General features: G+C 29.4%; 14 protein-coding genes, 1 tRNA gene and 1 pseudogene. 4 read left to right on the forward strand and 12 right to left on the reverse strand.

Going from position 1 to position 18,339, the window contains the following annotated elements:
• Positions 1 to 7: 7 nt before the first annotated feature.
• On the forward strand, positions 8 to 925 hold the full coding sequence (locus tag H0H45_RS01575; protein ID WP_185866330.1) for a 5'-3' exonuclease: 918 nt from the start codon (positions 8 to 10) through the stop codon (positions 923 to 925).
• Positions 926 to 930: 5 nt separating this feature from the next.
• On the opposite strand, the pseudogene nadD reads toward H0H45_RS01575, so the two are convergent.
• Positions 931 to 1,502 (reverse strand): annotated as a pseudogene (gene nadD / locus H0H45_RS01580) (nicotinate (nicotinamide) nucleotide adenylyltransferase).
• A 57-nt stretch (positions 1,503 to 1,559) separates the two neighbouring features.
• A complete protein-coding gene (locus H0H45_RS01585) occupies positions 1,560 to 2,762 on the reverse strand; it encodes a porin (RefSeq protein ID WP_185866331.1) in 1,203 nt (400 codons plus the stop codon).
• A gap of 124 nt (positions 2,763 to 2,886) precedes the next feature.
• Between H0H45_RS01585 and H0H45_RS01590 the strand changes: the two genes are divergently transcribed.
• From H0H45_RS01590 to ribB, 3 genes are read left to right on the forward strand one after another with little or no spacing between them, the layout of a single operon-like run.
• Positions 2,887 to 4,785, forward strand: a complete 1,899-nt coding sequence (locus tag H0H45_RS01590) for a DNA translocase FtsK 4TM domain-containing protein (protein ID WP_185866332.1) — start codon at positions 2,887 to 2,889, stop codon at positions 4,783 to 4,785.
• Between the two features lie 42 nt (positions 4,786 to 4,827).
• A complete protein-coding gene (locus tag H0H45_RS01595; protein ID WP_185866333.1) occupies positions 4,828 to 6,123 on the forward strand; it encodes an LptF/LptG family permease in 1,296 nt (431 codons plus the stop codon).
• Between the two features lie 42 nt (positions 6,124 to 6,165).
• Positions 6,166 to 6,804, forward strand: coding sequence for a 3,4-dihydroxy-2-butanone-4-phosphate synthase (ribB, locus tag H0H45_RS01600; RefSeq protein WP_185866334.1), 639 nt, complete (start codon positions 6,166 to 6,168; stop codon positions 6,802 to 6,804).
• 20 nt (positions 6,805 to 6,824) lie between these two features.
• On the opposite strand, the gene H0H45_RS01605 is transcribed toward ribB, so the two are convergent.
• From H0H45_RS01605 to H0H45_RS01650, 10 genes are all read right to left on the reverse strand, one after another.
• Positions 6,825 to 6,898 (reverse strand) — tRNA-Asp (locus H0H45_RS01605).
• Positions 6,899 to 6,908: 10 nt separating this feature from the next.
• Positions 6,909 to 7,226, reverse strand: a complete 318-nt coding sequence (gene trxA, locus H0H45_RS01610) for a thioredoxin (protein WP_185866335.1) — start codon at positions 7,224 to 7,226, stop codon at positions 6,909 to 6,911.
• A 42-nt stretch (positions 7,227 to 7,268) separates the two neighbouring features.
• Positions 7,269 to 8,351, reverse strand: coding sequence for a M20 family metallo-hydrolase (locus H0H45_RS01615; protein WP_185866336.1), 1,083 nt, complete (start codon positions 8,349 to 8,351; stop codon positions 7,269 to 7,271).
• The gene (argB, locus tag H0H45_RS01620) at positions 8,342 to 9,130 is read right to left on the reverse strand and encodes an acetylglutamate kinase (protein ID WP_185866337.1); all 789 of its coding nucleotides are present in this window, start codon (positions 9,128 to 9,130) and stop codon (positions 8,342 to 8,344) included. The genes H0H45_RS01615 and argB overlap by 10 nt, the downstream gene beginning before the upstream one ends.
• The gene (locus H0H45_RS01625; protein WP_185866338.1) at positions 9,127 to 10,086 is read right to left on the reverse strand and encodes a Rossmann-fold NAD(P)-binding domain-containing protein; all 960 of its coding nucleotides are present in this window, start codon (positions 10,084 to 10,086) and stop codon (positions 9,127 to 9,129) included. The genes argB and H0H45_RS01625 overlap by 4 nt, the downstream gene beginning before the upstream one ends.
• 8 nt (positions 10,087 to 10,094) lie before the next feature.
• Positions 10,095 to 13,325, reverse strand: a complete 3,231-nt coding sequence (gene carB, locus H0H45_RS01630; RefSeq protein WP_185866339.1) for a carbamoyl-phosphate synthase (glutamine-hydrolyzing) large subunit — start codon at positions 13,323 to 13,325, stop codon at positions 10,095 to 10,097.
• Positions 13,322 to 14,419, reverse strand: coding sequence for a glutamine-hydrolyzing carbamoyl-phosphate synthase small subunit (gene carA / locus H0H45_RS01635; RefSeq protein WP_185866340.1), 1,098 nt, complete (start codon positions 14,417 to 14,419; stop codon positions 13,322 to 13,324). The genes carB and carA overlap by 4 nt, the downstream gene beginning before the upstream one ends.
• Entirely contained in the window at positions 14,409 to 15,554 is a 1,146-nt protein-coding gene (locus H0H45_RS01640; protein ID WP_185866341.1) for an aspartate aminotransferase family protein, read from the reverse strand. Before H0H45_RS01640 ends, carA begins: the two co-directional genes overlap by 11 nt.
• Before the next feature lie 10 nt (positions 15,555 to 15,564).
• A complete protein-coding gene (gene argC / locus H0H45_RS01645) occupies positions 15,565 to 16,539 on the reverse strand; it encodes an N-acetyl-gamma-glutamyl-phosphate reductase (RefSeq protein ID WP_185866342.1) in 975 nt (324 codons plus the stop codon).
• Positions 16,536 to 18,290, reverse strand: a complete 1,755-nt coding sequence (locus H0H45_RS01650; protein ID WP_185866343.1) for an argininosuccinate synthase domain-containing protein — start codon at positions 18,288 to 18,290, stop codon at positions 16,536 to 16,538. Before H0H45_RS01650 ends, argC begins: the two co-directional genes overlap by 4 nt.
• Between the last annotated feature and the right edge of the window lie 49 nt (positions 18,291 to 18,339).

Below are 18,339 nucleotides of genomic sequence, written 5' to 3' on the forward strand. Positions count from 1 at the left end.
ATAAAATATGAAGAATAAAAAATTATTTTTAATAGATACATACACTATTCTTTATCAAGGATATTATGCCTATATCAAAAATCCACTTTTAACTTCACGAGGAATAAACACTTCTCCCATCATTCATTTTACTTATTTTTTGATTAATACTTTAAATGAGGAAAAACCCTCTTATATGGCGGCTTTTTTTGATACCAGTCGAAACACTTTTCGAAAAAAAGAATATCCTAAATATAAAGCTCATAGAAAAAAAACTCCAAGAGATATTTCTATCGCTATGCCTTATGTTATAAATATTTTAAAGTCTTTTCGAATTTCCTCCTTTTATGCAAAAGATGGATACGAAGCAGACGATCTCATCGGAACTATAGCAAAAAAAGCAGAAAAAAAAGGATATATAATTTATATCATTACTTTGGACAAAGATTTTAGCCAACTTGTCACAAAAAACATCCAGATTTATAGACCTCCTTTTAAAGGAAATCCAAAAAAAATATTAGGAATTGAGGAAATAAAAGAAAAATTTGGAGTGATAGAACCTAAACAACTTATAGATTTATGGAGTATGATGGGAGATTCTTCTGACAATATACCAGGATTACCGGGAATAGGAGAAAAATATGCTAGAAAATTTATTCAAAAGTATGGAAGTATTGAAAATTTTTTAAATTCTACCCATGATCTTAGCGGAAAGATTAAAAAAAATATTGAAAAGAATAAAGAATTAGGTCTTCTATCTAAAAGATTAGTCACCATTGTTACTAACGTTCCCTTTTTTTATTTTCAAGAGGAAAAATTTTATGTAAAACAACCCAATTGGGATTCCATAAAAAAAATATTTTGTGAACTTGAATTTCAAAGATTATTAAAAAAGACTTACGAATACAAAAGAAAAGAATGGGATAAGAATTCATCCCATTTTTGATTTCATTATTTTCTATAAAATTTATGTTTTTTCACATACTTCCATACTTTTTGTTGAAGCAAAGGTTTGATATTCTTTCCTTTTTGAATAGAATTTCGAATAAAAGAAGAAGATATTTCAATCATAGGTGCTTTTAAAAGATAGATATTTTCCTTTTTAAAAAAAGGATTAGAGAAAAAACCAATACGAGGATATACGAAAATCTCATATTTATTTAAAATAGTTTTATAACTCTTCCATTTTTTTAATGAATATAAAGTATCTCTTCCTATAAGGAGAGTAAATTTTTCTTTAGGATATTTTTTCTCTATGACATTAAGCGTATGAATAGTATAAGAAGGAGAAAATTCAGATTCTATATCTAGTACACTCATCTTTTTATAACCTTCAACGGCAATGCGCGCCATCTTCATTCTATGGACATAATCTAAAAGATCCGTTTTTTTTTTAGTGGATTTTTTGGAGAAACAACAAACCAAATATGATCTATATCCAAAAACTCTACTATGTGATTAGCAAGAATTACATGACCTAAATGAATGGGATTAAATGATCCAAAAAAAAGTCCTATTCTCATTAGAAAAAATAAAAAAATATCGAGCGGGATTCTCGATATTTTTTTATTCATATTGTTTTAAAATAATTTTATGCGATAACTTAATCCCAAAACTATAGAATGATTATCCTTATCCTTGTTTTCTTGTCTTACAAAATTCATATAATCAACTTTTTGTTTTTTATATAAAAAATATAAACTTAAATCCTCCTGACCAGGCATATATTCTATCCCCCCATAATAAGTACATCCTTTTTTAAGTAATTGATCTTGATCCACTCCATAAACTTCCTGAATCCTTGTTTTAGATCTTCCAACTTCATATATTCCTTTCGCAAAGAAATTCCATTTTGGAATGAAGTTATACTTAAATTTTAGAAAATAAGTTTTATATCTCATAGAGAGAAAATCCTTATAATCACTATTTAATGAACGTATTATTTTTGTAAAATAACCGTTTTTTTCTATATCTTCATCACTCAATATGTAATCAGCTTCTATAGAAATCGGTTTTAAATCTAGTTTACTCCCCAATGCTAATAATTTCCAAAATTTATCCTTTTCACTTTCTTGAAACAGAGAATAAGACCATCTATTTTGAATGGTTTTATTAAATAAATTCCAATTCAAATTCGCAGAATACCCCATAGGATGATTGACTTGTTCAGGGTGAATTTCTTCATCTAGTTTTCTAGAATGGCTATTGACCATCTGTAACTGTAATTCTTGATTTTTTTTTGGAGTATAAATAAAATTTATTCCAATAGGATTTTCCTTATTTTTGTATACATCAAAATACCGATCTATATGAAGATCTTTAGAATTATATTCCATCCCTCCAAAAGAAACTGGTTGTTTTCCTATCAAAAATGATAGTTTCTCATTATACTTATATTTCAAATAAGCTAAATCGATGGTGATGGGATCATACATCTTATGGTCTTCCACATTATCTAAATCCTCCTCTTTATCCACATGGTTTTTCTTATTATGAAATTTTTGTACAAAACGATAACTGATTTTATCATTCGCCTTTCCCATTATGTCTAATTTGAAAGATTCTGTAGAAAAAGGAGATCCATCCAAAATATCTTTTTCTACTGTAGAATGAATACGACTCGTAAAATCCATGTACATATTAAAATTACGATGGGGATTGACATTTTTTTCCATTGTTGTTCTTAGCTTTTCTCCTTTTTTTATCATTTCACTATGGACCTTATGCCAAGGATAAAAAAATCCCAAAACAATAAAAAGAGAGATCATTCTTGTTTTTTTCATTTTTTTTTAATATTTATCGCAATGTTTTTCTAATCGAATAAGCCTAATATAGTATAAAAAACTTTTTTTTCAAAGAAAGGATAATTAATTATGGATAGAAAAATAGAAATTTCAATTCAAAAACATGAAAAAAAATTTTAAAAATCCTAAAAACAGAGAGAAAAAAAATATGAGTCGAACTATTTCTGGCATTTTTTTATTAGGAAATAGTCTTTTCTTATTTTTAAGTTTTTTCTCTTTTCTTTTTCATTGGAAAAATGATCAAAGTCAACTGGATAAACTTTTTGATAAAGAAATAAGAACAGAAAATTTACTTGGAAAAATCGGAGCTATTCTATCTCACTATTTTATATACTGCGGAATAGGAATTAGTGCTTTTTTTTTCCCTTTATTATTGTTCATCACAGGATTCATAATCCTTTTCGAAGGAAAATTTCTGCGGAATAAGTATCCATCCATAATATGTCAACTTCTATTTTTCAGCATATGGATTCCTATAACTTTTTATTTGATTCTTCCTAAAAATGGAATCCTAAGTGGTATTTTTGGTTTTGAAATAGGAAATTTTTTGATCAGCTTATTTGGAAAGGTAGGACTAGGAATCCTGGTCCTTACAAGTATCATCCTTTATTCCATCATGATATTCCGGATTCCTACTCCAAAGTTAAAAAATGGAATAAAAAAAAAAATTCAATATGTCCATGAAGATATGGGGTGGATCATCCAATTATGGAAATTATTAAAAAATTTTTTTAATGATAAAAAAACGGATTTATCCATTGATCACCCTACATTTTTTGAGAAAAAAGAAATAAAAAGTATAAATCCTCCTATACTTTCGTCTTCTAAAAATGATGATTGTCTATCATCTGAAAAAGATCTGGAAAATAATAAGAAAAAAATTATTCATCTCCTCAACTATTATAAGATAGCAGTAGATAAAATTAAGGCAACTATAGGGCCTACTATCACTTTATACGAAATAGTTCCTCAGGTAGGCGTACGGATTTCAAAAATAAAAAACTTAGAAAAGGAAATAGCTTTAAATTTATCCGCTTTATCTATAAGAATCATAGCTCCCATACCTGGAAAAGGTTCTGTAGGGATAGAAATCCCAAATAATAAACGTTCTATCGTATATATGAAAAATATTCTTGATTCTGAAGAAAATTTCAAAAAAAGTCATAAAATGGAACTCCCTATTTCTTTAGGAAAAACCGTATTTAATGAAATTTTTATGATAGATTTAGCAAAAATGCCACATCTACTTATAGCAGGATCTACTGGACAAGGGAAATCAGTTGGGATAAATGCTATGATCGTCTTCTTATTATATAAAAAAAAACCAGAAGATCTAAAATTTATTTTGATCGATCCAAAAAAAGTAGAGTTATCTATCTATAAAAAAATTTCAAAATCTTATTTTGCTCTTTTACCTCATTCTACAAATCCGATCATTACAAACATACATGAAGTAAAAAATATATTAAATTCTTTATGCAAAGAAATGGAGAATAGATATTCTCTTTTGGAAAAAGCAATGGTTAGAAATATTCAAGAATACAATGGTAAATATGAAAAAAAATATCATTTACCTTATATTATCCTAATTATTGATGAATTTGCAGATTTAAGTTTTTCTTTTAAAAAAAAACAAATAGAAATATATATAACCCGTTTAGCACAGTTAGCTCGCGCTGTGGGAATTCATTTGATTATAGCTACACAAAGACCCTCTGTTGATGTCATTACTGGAATAATTAAATCTAATTTTACCGCAAGAATTGCGTTTAGAGTCAGTTCTAAAATAGACTCTATAACCATTCTAGATTGTATAGGAGCGGAAAAGTTAATTGGAAAAGGAGACCTTTTATTTTCTAATCAGAATGAACTAATTCGATTACAAGGTCCTTTTATAGACCTATCAGATATTCAAAAAATAGTTGATTTTTATGGGAAAAAAGCTTTTCAAAAAAACGGATATTTTTTTTTACCAGAACCAGATGATAATCAATATGAGTAAAATACTTTTCTTATATTATATAGGAAAATAAAGAAGAAATACATGAAGATAAGGATTCCAATAAAAAAACTAGATCTATACATAATTCGTTTATTTATGGCTCTTTTTTTGATCATTTTTTTTTCTATTTTTTTTGTATTTATTGTTCAATTTTTTTGGAGTAAAATGGATGAATTAACAGGAAAAAATATTAACATTTTAATTATCCTCAAGTTTATATATTATTTTGGAATTTCAATTATCCCATTAGTCACCCCCATTTCTATCTTGCTAACTTCTATCATGACTTATGGGGAGATCTCAGAATCTCAAGAACTTACAGCAATTAAATCTTCTGGAATATCTCTTTTTAGAATCATGTCTCCTCTTTTATGTATAACATTTCTTCTATCCGTGGGACTATATTTTTTTTCTGATTTTTCCATTCCAGAGGCAAAAAGAAAAGCTCAAAAACTAGGATATCAAATTTCAATAACTCACCCCTATTGGAGGTTAAAAGAAGGAGTTTTTGTTAATCTTTTTCCAGATTTTTTCATAAAAATAGGCAAAAAAAAAAATAGTAATTTACTAGAAAAAATATTCATTTTTTTTTACGGAAAAAATTTAGCAATCAATACGATTATTGCCGAAAAGGGAGTTATAATTCCAAATAAAAAGGAGGGAGGGGTTAAAATTAAACTCATGAAGGGTTTTTTCTATAGGGATAATCCTTATGAAGGAAAAACTTATTCGTATCAAATGGTCCATTTTGATTCTTTCATTCAATCTTTAAAAAAACCTTTAATAGAATACAAAAACTTAGATCATTATTATGATGATTCCTATAAAACCCTTGATACAAAAAAATTGATGGAAAAAATACATTTTTTAAAAAAAGAAAATTGTCAATTTTATTCTGATTTTCAGAAATTGAATTATGATTTCCTTTTTCAGAAAAAAAAAAATTTTTTCAATCTCCTACATAAAAAAAATCATTTATCCCTTTTAATAGATGAACTTCAACATCAAAAAAAGTTTCTTCAGGATAGAAAAAAATACTTAGCCAAGTATCAATTCGAATTACAGAAAAAATTTACCTTTCCAGTAACATGCATTATAATGTTTCTTATTGGAGCCCCACTAGGAGCTATCATCCGAAAAGGTGGGATGGGATCGCCCACTCTGATAGCCATAATTATATTCATTATTTATCATACTTTACTTACCATTACACAAAATCAAGGAGAAAAAGCAGAAATCTGGCCATGGATGGGGGCCTGGATTCCAAATTTTGTTTTTTTTCCACTGAGTATATGGATTACTTATAAAACTGTCATGGATGATTTTTATTATATGTAATAATAATAGCTAAAACTAAAATATAAAATAGAGGATTTATTTATGGTTTTTTATTCTTCTGATAAAGGGAATCTAAATTGTATAGAATCTGCTTTGCAAGATATACAAAATGGAAAACTTATTATTGTGGTGGATGATGAAAATCGTGAAAATGAAGGAGATTTTGTAGTGGCCGCAGAAAAAGTAACCCCTAAAATTGTCAATTTTCTAATTACTCATGGTAGAGGTTTAGTTTGTGTTTCCTTAACAGAGGAAAAATGTGATCAATTAGAACTTCAAATGATGGTGAACAATAACACAGATCCTAGAAAAACAGCTTTTACCGTATCCGTAGATGTACGAGGTTATGGCGTAAGTACAGGGATATCTGTTTCAGATAGAGCTAAGACTATATTAGCACTAGTTCACGAAGTCAAACCAGAAGCTTTTAACAAACCAGGTCATATTTTTCCTCTTCGCGCAAAAAAAGGAGGGGTATTAGAAAGACCAGGACATACAGAAGCGGCAATAGATCTAACTAGAATGGCAGGATGCATCCCTGGAGGAGTATTGGTAGAGATTCTGAATAAAAACGGATCTATGGCGCGTTTTCCACAATTAATTCAAATGGCTAAAAAATTTCATATGAGAATTATATCGATAGAAGATCTAATCAAATATAAAATAAAAAACAACATATAAAAAGTTCAAAAGTTTAAAGGCGGTCTGGACGGGACTTGAACCCGCGACCCCATGCGTGACAGGCATGTATTCTAACCAACTGAACTACCAGACCAAAAAAAGTATTAAATCAAAGCCTCTAATTTTTTTCTAATATCTTCCTTAGAAGATACTCCAATATGCATATCTTTTTTTTCTCCGTTTTTAAAAAAAAACATAGTAGGAATACTACGTATTCCATATTGAGAAGAAGTTTTCGGGTTGTTATCTACATTTAACTTAACAACCAATGCTTTCCCTATATATTCAGTAAATATATCTTCTAAGATAGCAGATAAGCTTCTACATGGAGCACACCATGGAGCCCAAAAATCCACTAAAACAGGCTGATTCGATTCAAAAACAATTTTTTCAAAATTATCATCGTTTATTTCTTGTATCATACTTTTTCTGTTTATAAAGAGAACAAATTTACCTTTTTTGTTTTAAAATTGAAAGTCTTTTAACAAACGGATATAAATATCTATTCCATCTAGGATTTCAGAAATATGAATATACTCATTTGTGGTATGAGAACGTTTGCTGTCTCCTACACCCATTTTAATAGTTGGAAAAGACATAATACTTTGATCAGAAAGAGTAGGAGATCCATAAATTTTCCTCCCTATTGACTTAGCTTTTGATACAATTGGATGTGATGGATTTATGAAAGAAGAATTGGAATGAGAAGAACGTGGTTGTATTTTAGAATGAATTTTTTTTCGGATCATTTCAATCAATTCCTCATTGGTATATAATTCATTAGTTCTAATATCTATGACAAAAGAGCAAGAATCCGGAATTACATTATGTTGTATCCCTCCTTGGATTTGAGTGACTGTTAATGTAGGATAACCTAGCAATTTAGACTTTCTATCAAACTGAATATTTCTTAAACATTCTATATCTTTTGTAGCTATATAGATAGCATTAACCCCTATATCTCTTGCAGAATGTCCTGTTTTTCCTTCCGATAGGCAATCTAAAACTAATAATCCTTTTTCAGAAATAGCTACTTGCATTTTTGTTGGTTCCCCTATTATCCCTAAATCTATTTTTCCTAATTCAGATAAAATAGATCTTATCCCTAATGGTCCAGAAATTTCCTCTTCTGCTGTAAGAGAAAGTACCAATTTGTAAGGTAGGACAGATAAACTGTTTAAGTATATAAAAGTGGAAATTAATGAAACAACAGAAGCTCCCGCATCATTACTTCCTAAACCTATTAATTTATCTCCTTTTTTTATAGCCGTAAAAGGATCTTTTTTCCAGTTTTTTCCTGGTTTTACTGTATCATGATGAGAATTTAATAAAATAGTGCGAATATTTTCTTTTTTAGCATCATAATTAGTATTTTCTGTCCATATATTGTTAAATTTTCTTTTTATATGAAATCCATATCTAGAAAGATAGTCTTCTATCAGAAAAGATACTTTTTTCTCTTTCTTAGATATAGATGGCATATTTATCATTTTTATAAGAAGTTGTATAGCTTCTTTCTTTAATATTTTTAAATCTACTACAGACATAAAACGGTCTTATTATTCAAATCATTTAAATAATAAGGTTGACCTATACTTACCTTAGATACTCCATTCTTTAATGCAAAAAAAGCATTTTCCAATTTTGGAATCATTCCATTTTTAATAGTATGATTTTTTTTGATTATTTGAAATAAACGAAAATCTATTTTTTTATAATAAGATTCAGCATCATCTAAATATCGTAATACTCCCTTTTTTTCAAAACAAAAATGCAGTTCTATTTCATCCCCTTTTTTGGTTAAGGATATAGCGATCCCTGCCGCTATAGTGTCTGCATTAGTATTTAGAAGAACCCCTTTTCCATTATGAGTAATAGAACAAAATACAGGAACAATCTTTTTTTTCAAAAGAAATTTTAAAAAAAAAGTGTTAACACTTCTATTGTTGATATCTCCTACGTATCCATAATCAATATCCATTTCTGTTTTTTTTAAACGAAAGGAAGACTTTATACTATTTCCATCTGCCCCACATAATCCCAAAGCATTACAGTCATAAGATTGCAATTTAGCTATAATTTTTTTGTTGATTAAACCTGCATAAGTCATCACCACTAGATCAAGAGTTACTTGATCCGTAATCCTTCTTCCTTGCATAAATTTTTGAGTAATTCCCATTTGATCAGCAATAATAGTTGCCTTACTTCCTCCTCCATGAACGAATATTTTATTCCCTTGTAGTTGCAAAAAGGACTCTAAAGAAGCATTCAGCCATTTTGGATCATTAATCAAATTTCCTCCAATTTTTACTATATGGATTTTCATGATAAAGATTGTAAAATTTTCAAAAAAATTATTTGTGCCGCATAAATCCTATTTTCTGCTTGTTGCAAAATAATGGAATTTGGACTATCCAAAACTGCATCTTCCACTACCATATTTCTTCTTACAGGTAAACAGTGCATCAATTTAGCTTGATTAGTCAACTTCATTTTTTTTTCAGTAATCATCCAACTAGAACTAGAACAAAGTATTTTTCCATAATTTATATAACTGCTCCAATTTTTTGCATAGATAAAATCTGCATTTAAAAATGCTTCATTTTGGTTATGAATAGTAGGAATCCCGTAAGAAAATTTTTTACACAAGTCATATTTTTCAGGACAAGTAATGAGAAAATCTATTTCTTCTATTTTTGATACCCATTGAGAAAGGGAATTGGCTACGGAATGCGGTAATGATTTTATATGAGGAGCCCAACTTAACACCACTTTACATTTTTTTTTAGCAGAAAAGGGTTTTATTTCTGCGATAGTCATCACATCCGCTAAAGACTGTAAAGGATGCAAAGTGGCACTTTCCATGTTGATTACTGGGACTTTAGAATATTTCAAGATCTTATTAAAAATTACTTCTTGATAATCCTCATTTCTGTCTAAAAGATTTGGAAAAGTCCTTACTGCTAGAATATCACAATAACTACTTAGGACAGAAATAGCTTCTTTTAGATGTTCTTGAGTATTTCTCATGACACTTCCATCACTCATTTCTATTTTCCAGGAATCTTGATGAATATCTAATACCCAAGTATGACATCCTAAGTTAAAAGCCGCTTTTTGACAACTAATTCTTGTACGTAAACTAGGATTAAAAAATACCAATCCAATTGTTTTATTTTTTCCAATATGTTGAAAACAATAAGGATTTTTCTTCAAATTAATTGCTTCTATAATGAGATCATACACATTGAAAACATCTTCTACGCTAAAAAATTTTTTCATAAATTCATTTATTCATATTCATCCCAAGCTGTTATAAAAAGTTTATCCATAGATAAATGACAAAAAGCTTGTATAAAAGCCTTTGCTAAACGAGTATTAGTGAGGAGAGGAATATTAAAATCTACGGAAGAACGTCTTATAGCATAATCATTATCCAACTCTGATTTACTTAAATTTTTGGGAATATTAATAATCAGATCTAATTTTCTATCCTTTATCAAGTCAAGAACATTTGGATCTTTTCTAACATTTGGCCAATGAACCCGTATAGAGGGGATTCCATAATCAGATAAAAAATTATTTGTGCCTTCTGTCGCAAATAATATATATCCTCTTTGATGCAAAAGTTTCACCATATCTAAAAGATCTAATTTGGATCCAATTGGTCCTCCTGATATAAGAATATTTTTTTTTGGAATAGTATAACCAACAGAAAGCATAGATTTTAAAAGGGCTTCATCAAAAGTATATCCTAAACATCCTACTTCCCCAGTAGAAGTCATATCTACTCCTAAAATAGGATCAGCATCTTGCAAACGAGAAAAAGAAAATTGTGAGGCTTTTATTCCTAAGAAATTGGTTGTAAAAAAATTAGGTTCATTTTTCTTCTTTTTCTTTCCAAGAAGAACTTGGGTGGCTAATTCTATCATGTTGAAATGAGATATTTTGGATACGAAAGGAAAACTTCTAGAGGCTCTCAAATTGCATTCAATTACTTTCACTTCATTATCTTTAGATAAAAATTGAATATTAAAAGGTCCAGATATATTAAAATATTTTGCGATTCTTTTAGATATACGAACTATTTCTTTTAATGTAGATAAATATAGATTGTGTGGAGGGTATACTAACGTCGCATCTCCTGAATGTACTCCTGCAAACTCTACATGTTCTGATATCGCATAATATAAAATTTCTCCAGTTTGAGAAACTGCATCTAATTCAATTTCTTTTGCATTTTTTATAAACTCTGTAATAACTAATGGGTGTTCTGGAGAAACCGATACTTTATCTCTAAGATAACGATGAAGTTCTTCTTGATTAGAAATTACATTCATATCCGCACCTGATAGAACATAGGAAGGTCTAACTAATATAGGATAGTCTACTTCTTCTACAAATTGATAAATCGTTTCAAAATCTGATAATTCTTTCCATTTAGGTTGCCCTATCCCTAAATGATCCATTGCATGAGAAAATTTGTATCTATTTTCCACTTCGTCTATAGAAAGCGGTGAGGTTCCTAATATCTTGACTTGGTTTTCATAAAGCTTTAAAACCAAGTTGTTGGGAATTTGACCTCCCATAGATACTATGGTTCCTTTTGGTTTTTCTAAATCAATAATATCTAAAACACGTTCTAAAGTTAACTCCTCAAAATATAATCTATCACATACATCAAAATCGGTACTAACTGTTTCTGGATTGTAATTAATCATTATAGATCTATAAGATTCTTTCTTAATAGCATTTAATGCATTAACACAACACCAATCAAATTCTACACTACTTCCAATTCTATAAACTCCAGATCCTAAAACTATTACAGATTTTTCATCCTTTTCGTAAAGAACGTCATGCTGAATGGCATGATAAGTCAAATACAAATAATTTGTATATGCTGGATATTCAGAAGCTAAAGTATCAATTTGTCTAACATATGGGAGAATACTTCTTTTTTTTCTATATTTTCTTATTTTTTTTTCCAGATCAGAAATTCTCTCCTCCTTCTCTTTTTGATGAATAAAAAGACTAGCTATTTGCATATCAGAAAAACCTTCTTTCTTAGCTTTACGGAATAATTCATCTGGAATATCCATCCAACTTTCATAAGAAGAAATTTCTTTTTTTGTTTGAAAAATGTTATTCAACTGGTATAGAAACCACGGATCTATTTTTGTTAAATCATGGATTTCTTTGATAGAAAAACCTTCTTCTAAAGCTTCTTCTAAAAATAGAATTCTTTGATCTGTTGGTTTTTTCAAAGCCTCTTTGAGCAGGTGAAGGGATCCAATTTTTTTTTTATTTGTATTTATAAATCCTAACATTCCAATATCTAACATACGAATCCCTTTCTGTAAAGATTCCTCAAAAGATCCTCCAATAGCCATAACTTCTCCTACACTTTTCATACTACTTCCAATTCTATTGGAAACTCCATAAAATTTCTTCAGATCCCACCTAGGAATTTTGCATACCACATAATCCAATGCGGGTTCAAAAAAAGCATAAGTAGTTTTAGTCACAGAATTTTTTAATTCATGTAATCCATATCCTATAGCTAATTTTGCAGAGACAAAAGCTAAAGGATAACCAGTTGCTTTAGAAGCAAGAGCGCTAGAACGAGAAAGACGAGCATTCACTTCAATAACCCTATAATCTTCAGATTTTGGATTTAAAGCAAATTGAACATTACATTCTCCTACTATCTCAAATTTTCTGGCTATCTGTATAGATAATTGTCTTAATTTATAATATTCTGAATTTGTTAAAGTTTGCGAAGGAGCTACTACAATACTTTCTCCTGTATGAATCCCTATAGGATCAAAATTTTCCATATTGCACACCGCAATACTACTATCATATTTATCTCTAACAACTTCGTATTCAATTTCTTTCCATCCTTCTAAATACTCTTCTACAACTACTTGAGAAGAATAAGAAAAAGCTTTATGGATAATTTTTTCTAAATCATGAATATTTTTTGCAAAACCACTTCCTAAACCTCCAAGAGTGTAAGCTGATCTAATTATGACAGGAAAACCAATTTTTAAAGCATAGGATGTGGCATCATCCATGGAATCCACCACAAAACTTTTTGCAGTTTTTATATTCATACGGATCAATCTCTTTCGGAAGAGATTTCTATCTTCACTCTGTATAATTGATTCAATAGACGTTCCTAAAACTTGAATTTGATATTTTTCTAGAAGACCTTCTTTAAAAAGTTGAATTCCACAATTTAAGGCGGTTTGTCCTCCAAAAGACAGCAAAATTCCTTTCGGTTTTTCCTTTTCAATAACCTTTTTTATAAAAAAAAATGTGAGAGGAAGAAAATAAACTTTATCAGCTACTTCTTTCGAAGTTTGTACAGTGGCTATATTTGGATTAATCAATATAGTATAAATCCCCTCCTCTTTAAGGGCTTTTAAAGCTTGTGTTCCAGAATAATCAAATTCACCCGCTTCTCCTATCTTTAAGGCTCCTGATCCCAGGATAAGTACTTTATCTATTTTCATACTTGGAAGATTCTTTTTTTTTCCATAGAATTAATAAAAAGATCGAATAAAAATTCCGTATCTGTAGGTCCACTTGATGCTTCTGGATGAAATTGCACCGAAAAAAAAGGTTTGTAATCATGAATAATTCCTTCGCAAGTGTTATCATTTAAATTTTTGAAGAACATTTTCCACTCTTTAGAAATATTTTTAGTATCCAAAACATATCCATGGTTTTGTGATGTGATAAAATTTTGTCCTTTTTCTAATAAAACAACTGGTTGATTATGTCCTCTGTGTGCATATGGAAGCTTGTAAGTATCTCCTCCTGCAGCAATTCCCAAAAGTTGATTTCCTAAACATATTCCAAATATAGGTTTTTCTTTTTTCAGAGCCTTACGAAGATAAGATATGGGTTTTTCATAAATTTTTGGATTTCCAGGACCATTAGAAAGGACCAACCCGTCATATTCTTCCTTCGTAAAATCATAATTCCATGGAACCCGGATGATAGTACAATCCCTCCGTAAAAGGCAACGCAAAATATTATTCTTTAATCCAAAATCTACAAGTAATATTTTATATTTTCCTTTTCCATACAGAATTTTATTCTGTACAGATACTTTTTCAGAAAGATTTTCCTGGTTAGGATCATAAAAAGGAAGATCTTCTTTTTCCATTAAAATTTTACCTAACATGCTACCCCCTTTTTTTCTTAGTTTTTGTGCAATAAATCTAGTATCTACTCCATATAATCCAGGTACACCATGTTCTTCCAACCAATCCGATAGAGATAAGCTCATATTCCAATGATACGGCCGACTGGAATAATAGGAAATAATAAGACCGGTGACTTGAACCTGATCGGATTCATAGAATTCCTGGATTCCTTCCTTCCAAGAGGAAGAGGGAACTCCATAATTTCCTATTATAGGATAAGTATAAGTCAATATTTGACCTTTGTAAGAAGGATCAGTTAAACTTTCCGTGTAACCTACCATAGCTGTATTAAAAACTACTTCTCCAGAAGAAGAGATTTTCGCTCCAAAATGATAAGCTGGATATTCTGTTCCATCTTCCAGTACAAGCATAGCCTTTTTTATATTATTTTTCATTTTTTAGATATGCTAAGGCATTTTTTAGTTTTGTTATAAATAATTTAATATGATTTACGTTAATAATCAGTGGAGGGAGTAATCGTAAGATATATGAATTGTTAGACGTTCCTACAAATACTTTTTCTTTGTATATTAAAATATTTTTCAAATCTTGAATAGGAAAATCAAATTCTAACCCTAACATCAATCCTCTTCCTCTTATTTTTTTTATTTGAGGAATCATCCGTAATTCTTGCAAAAGGATATTTCCCATTTTTTGAGCATTTTCAATTAAATTTTCTTTTTTCATAATCTCCAAAACAGCAATCCCTGCAGCACAAGCTAGATGATTTCCACCAAATGTCGTGCCTAACATTCCATAATAAGGGATAAATTTAGGATGTATAAGCACTCCCCCTATGGGAAATCCATTTCCCATTCCTTTAGCGATAGTAATTAAATCTGGCTCAACAGAATAAAACTGATGATAAAAAAAAGATCCAGTTCTTCCATATCCACTTTGAACTTCATCCACAATAAAAATTGTATCGTACTTTTTGCAAAGTTCCCAAACTTTACAAAAAAAATTTGAACCAGGATCTATAATTCCAGATACCCCTTGTATTCCTTCCGTAATTAAAGCACAAATCTCTCCAGTTTTTAATTCCCTTTCTAATAAATTTAGATCTTGATAATCTATAAATATAGTTTCATGTTGGGCATCGAAAGGAGATACTATTTTATAATTATCCGTCACAGATACACTTCCACTTGTTCTTCCATGAAAGGCTCCTTTAAAAGCAATAATTTTTTTCTTTCCTGTATGAAAAGAGGCGATTTTCAAAGCATTTTCATTGGATTCAGTTCCTGAATTGCAAAGAAATAACGAATAGTTTTCATATCCTGAAAAACGACCAAGTAAATTCGCCAATTTTTTCTTTTGAGAAATAAAAACACTATTCGAATAATAAGATATTTTATGAATTTGTTCTGTTAAGGCTTTTAAATAATATGAATGCGAATGACCAATGGAAATAACGGCATGTCCTCCATAAAAATCTAAATACATATGACCTTGTTTATCAAATATATAAACACCTTTTCCCTTGGTTAATTCTATATCTAAAATAGGATAGACGTTAAATAGCTCCATTTTTTTTTAATTAAAAACGAACGGATTTTAATTTCAAACCACAAATTTCATCCAAATGAAACATAAGATTCATATTCTGAACAGCTTGACCGGAAGCTCCTTTTATAAGATTATCTATCACACTAAGAACAATCAATTGATTCTTTTCTTTCATAAGATGTAAAATACACTTATTGGTGTTAACTACTTGTTTTACATCTATATTTAGATCAGAAATTTCCACAAAAGGATGATTTTTATAATAATCTTTATAGATTTCCTTATTTTCTTCCAAAGAAAAACCAGAATGAGTATATAAAGTAGTTATAATTCCTCTAGAAAAATTTCCCCTATAAGGGATCAAATAAACTTCCGATGAAAAATTATTTTGGACTTGATGGATAGTTTGTTGAATTTCTTGTAAATGCTGATGATTAAATATTTTATAAGTAGAAATGTTATTATTTCTCCAACTAAATTGGTTAGTCTCACTCATGCTCTTTCCAGAACCTGTGGAACCAGTTATAGCACTAATATGAATATTTCTTTTCAATAGTTTTTTTTTAGCTAAGGGTAATACAGCTAAAAGAATCGCTGTAGCAAAACATCCTGGATTAGCAATATTATTAGAGATTTTTATAATCTCTTTTTGTAATTCTGGTAATCCATAGATAAATTTTCTTCTCAAAAAAACCGATTGATTGATCATTCTAAAATCTTGACTAAGATCAATAACTTTGATAGTTTCTAATAGATTTTTTAATTCTTTTCTAGATTGTCCATGCCCTGAACAAAGAAATACTACATCAACATCCTTGTTTAAAGAATCGGTAAACTTCATATTATCTATTTCTCCTAATAAATCTTGATGAACTGAATGAATCAATTCTCCTGGATGGCTCCTACTTACCACGCTCTTTATCCTTACTTTTGGATGATAAACCATTAATCTCATTAATTCTCCAGCAGTATATCCAGCCCCTCCTATAATGCCTATCTTAATCATTCTTCTTTTTTATTTAAATTATGATACATTTTCATTTGATTGCTCAATATTTTTGTAAAACCTTTAACATCTTCTGCTGTCCAAGCATGATTCATTTCTCCATATTGAGCCATGTTAGAATCCATTAAATCAAATTTAGATTTAATTCCAACTAAATGAAATCTATAAGGATATAGAATGATATGCACGGTTCCAGTCAATCTTTCTTGTGTACTACTTAAAAACATCTCTATATCACGCATGACAGGATCTAAATATTGTGCCTCATGAAGTAACATTCCATACCAATTAGATAATTGTTCTTTCCAATAAAGTTGCCATTTTGTAAGAATATGTTTTTCTAACAAATGATGAGCTTTAATAATAATAATGGCAGCTGAAGCTTCAAAGGCCACTCTTCCCTTAATACCTAAAATAGTATCCCCTATATGAATCCCCCTACCTATAGCAAATTCTGAGGCAATTTTTTCAATTTTTATGATATTTTTTATGGCTTTTCCCTTTTCTCTGTTGACACCTACCAATTCTCCTTTTTCAAATTCTAATTCTAGATTTTCACTTTTTCTTCTCCTTAGTTTTGTCGGATAAGCTTCATCTGGAAAATCGTTAAAAGAGCTAAGAGTTTCCTTTCCACCAATACTAGTTCCCCAAATTCCTTTATTAATAGAATATTTTGCTTGATCCAAACAAATATTATAAACTCCACTATTTCGCAAATAATCAATCTCTTCTTTTCTAGAAATTTTTAGATCTCTTATAGGAGAGAAAGTTATTTTTTCCGGACAAATAATTTGAAAGGCTATATCGAATCTAATTTGATCATTTCCCGCACCTGTACTTCCATGAGCTATCGCTTTTGCCTTGATATTAGTTGAATATTTCGCAATTTTAATAGCTTGAAAAATTCTTTCTGAACTGACTGAAAGTGGATAAGTGTTATTTTTAAGAATGTTTCCAAATATAAGATATTTTATGCAATTTTGATAATATTCTTCTATAGCATCAATAGTTTTGTGCGATATGGCTCCAATATTTAAAGCTCTCTCTTGAATTTTTTTTAACTCCTCTTCTTTAAATCCTCCTGTGTTGATAATTACTGTATGGACTTCATATCCTTCTTGAAGGAGATACTTTAAACAATAAGACGTATCTAACCCTCCACTATAGGCCAAAACAATTTTATCTCCAGGAATTAAGTAATCTATATTTTTTTGTTTATTAGAATCTTTTGGATTATACAAAAGTCCTGTGCAAAGACACATTTTTCTTTTGTTCCGAGTTAATATATCGAAATTTGCACAACTTTTACATCCTTTCCAAAAATCTTCTGATTGGGTCAGTTCACTAAAAGCTACAGGCTTAAACCCCAATTCCGTATTAATTCTGATCACTGGATGACTTGTTGTAATACTAAATATTTTAGAATTCGGATACTTTTTTCTAGAAAGTTTAAATATTTCAATTTTGATAATTTTAGCCAATCCTTGTTTTCTAAATTCAGGAAAAACAATCAAACCAGAATTAACTACAAATTCTTTATTTTGATAAATTTCTAGATAACTAAAACCTGCCAATTTTCCATCAAAAAATGCAATCACCGCATTTCCACTAATCATTTTTGATTTAATATATTCTGGATCTTTTTTAGAAATCCCAGTTCCTCTAATTTTTGCTGATTCATGGATTTTTTTGCAAATTAAGGAAGCATATTTTGTATCCTGATCATGAGATACTCTAACTTTTATTTTCATCTTTGTAAAGAAACCAAAAATCCTAAAAATAAACGCGTTTTATTGAGAT

This window comes from Blattabacterium cuenoti (assembly GCF_014252095.1).
Taxonomy (GTDB): Bacteria; Bacteroidota; Bacteroidia; order Flavobacteriales; family Blattabacteriaceae; genus Blattabacterium; species Blattabacterium cuenoti_F.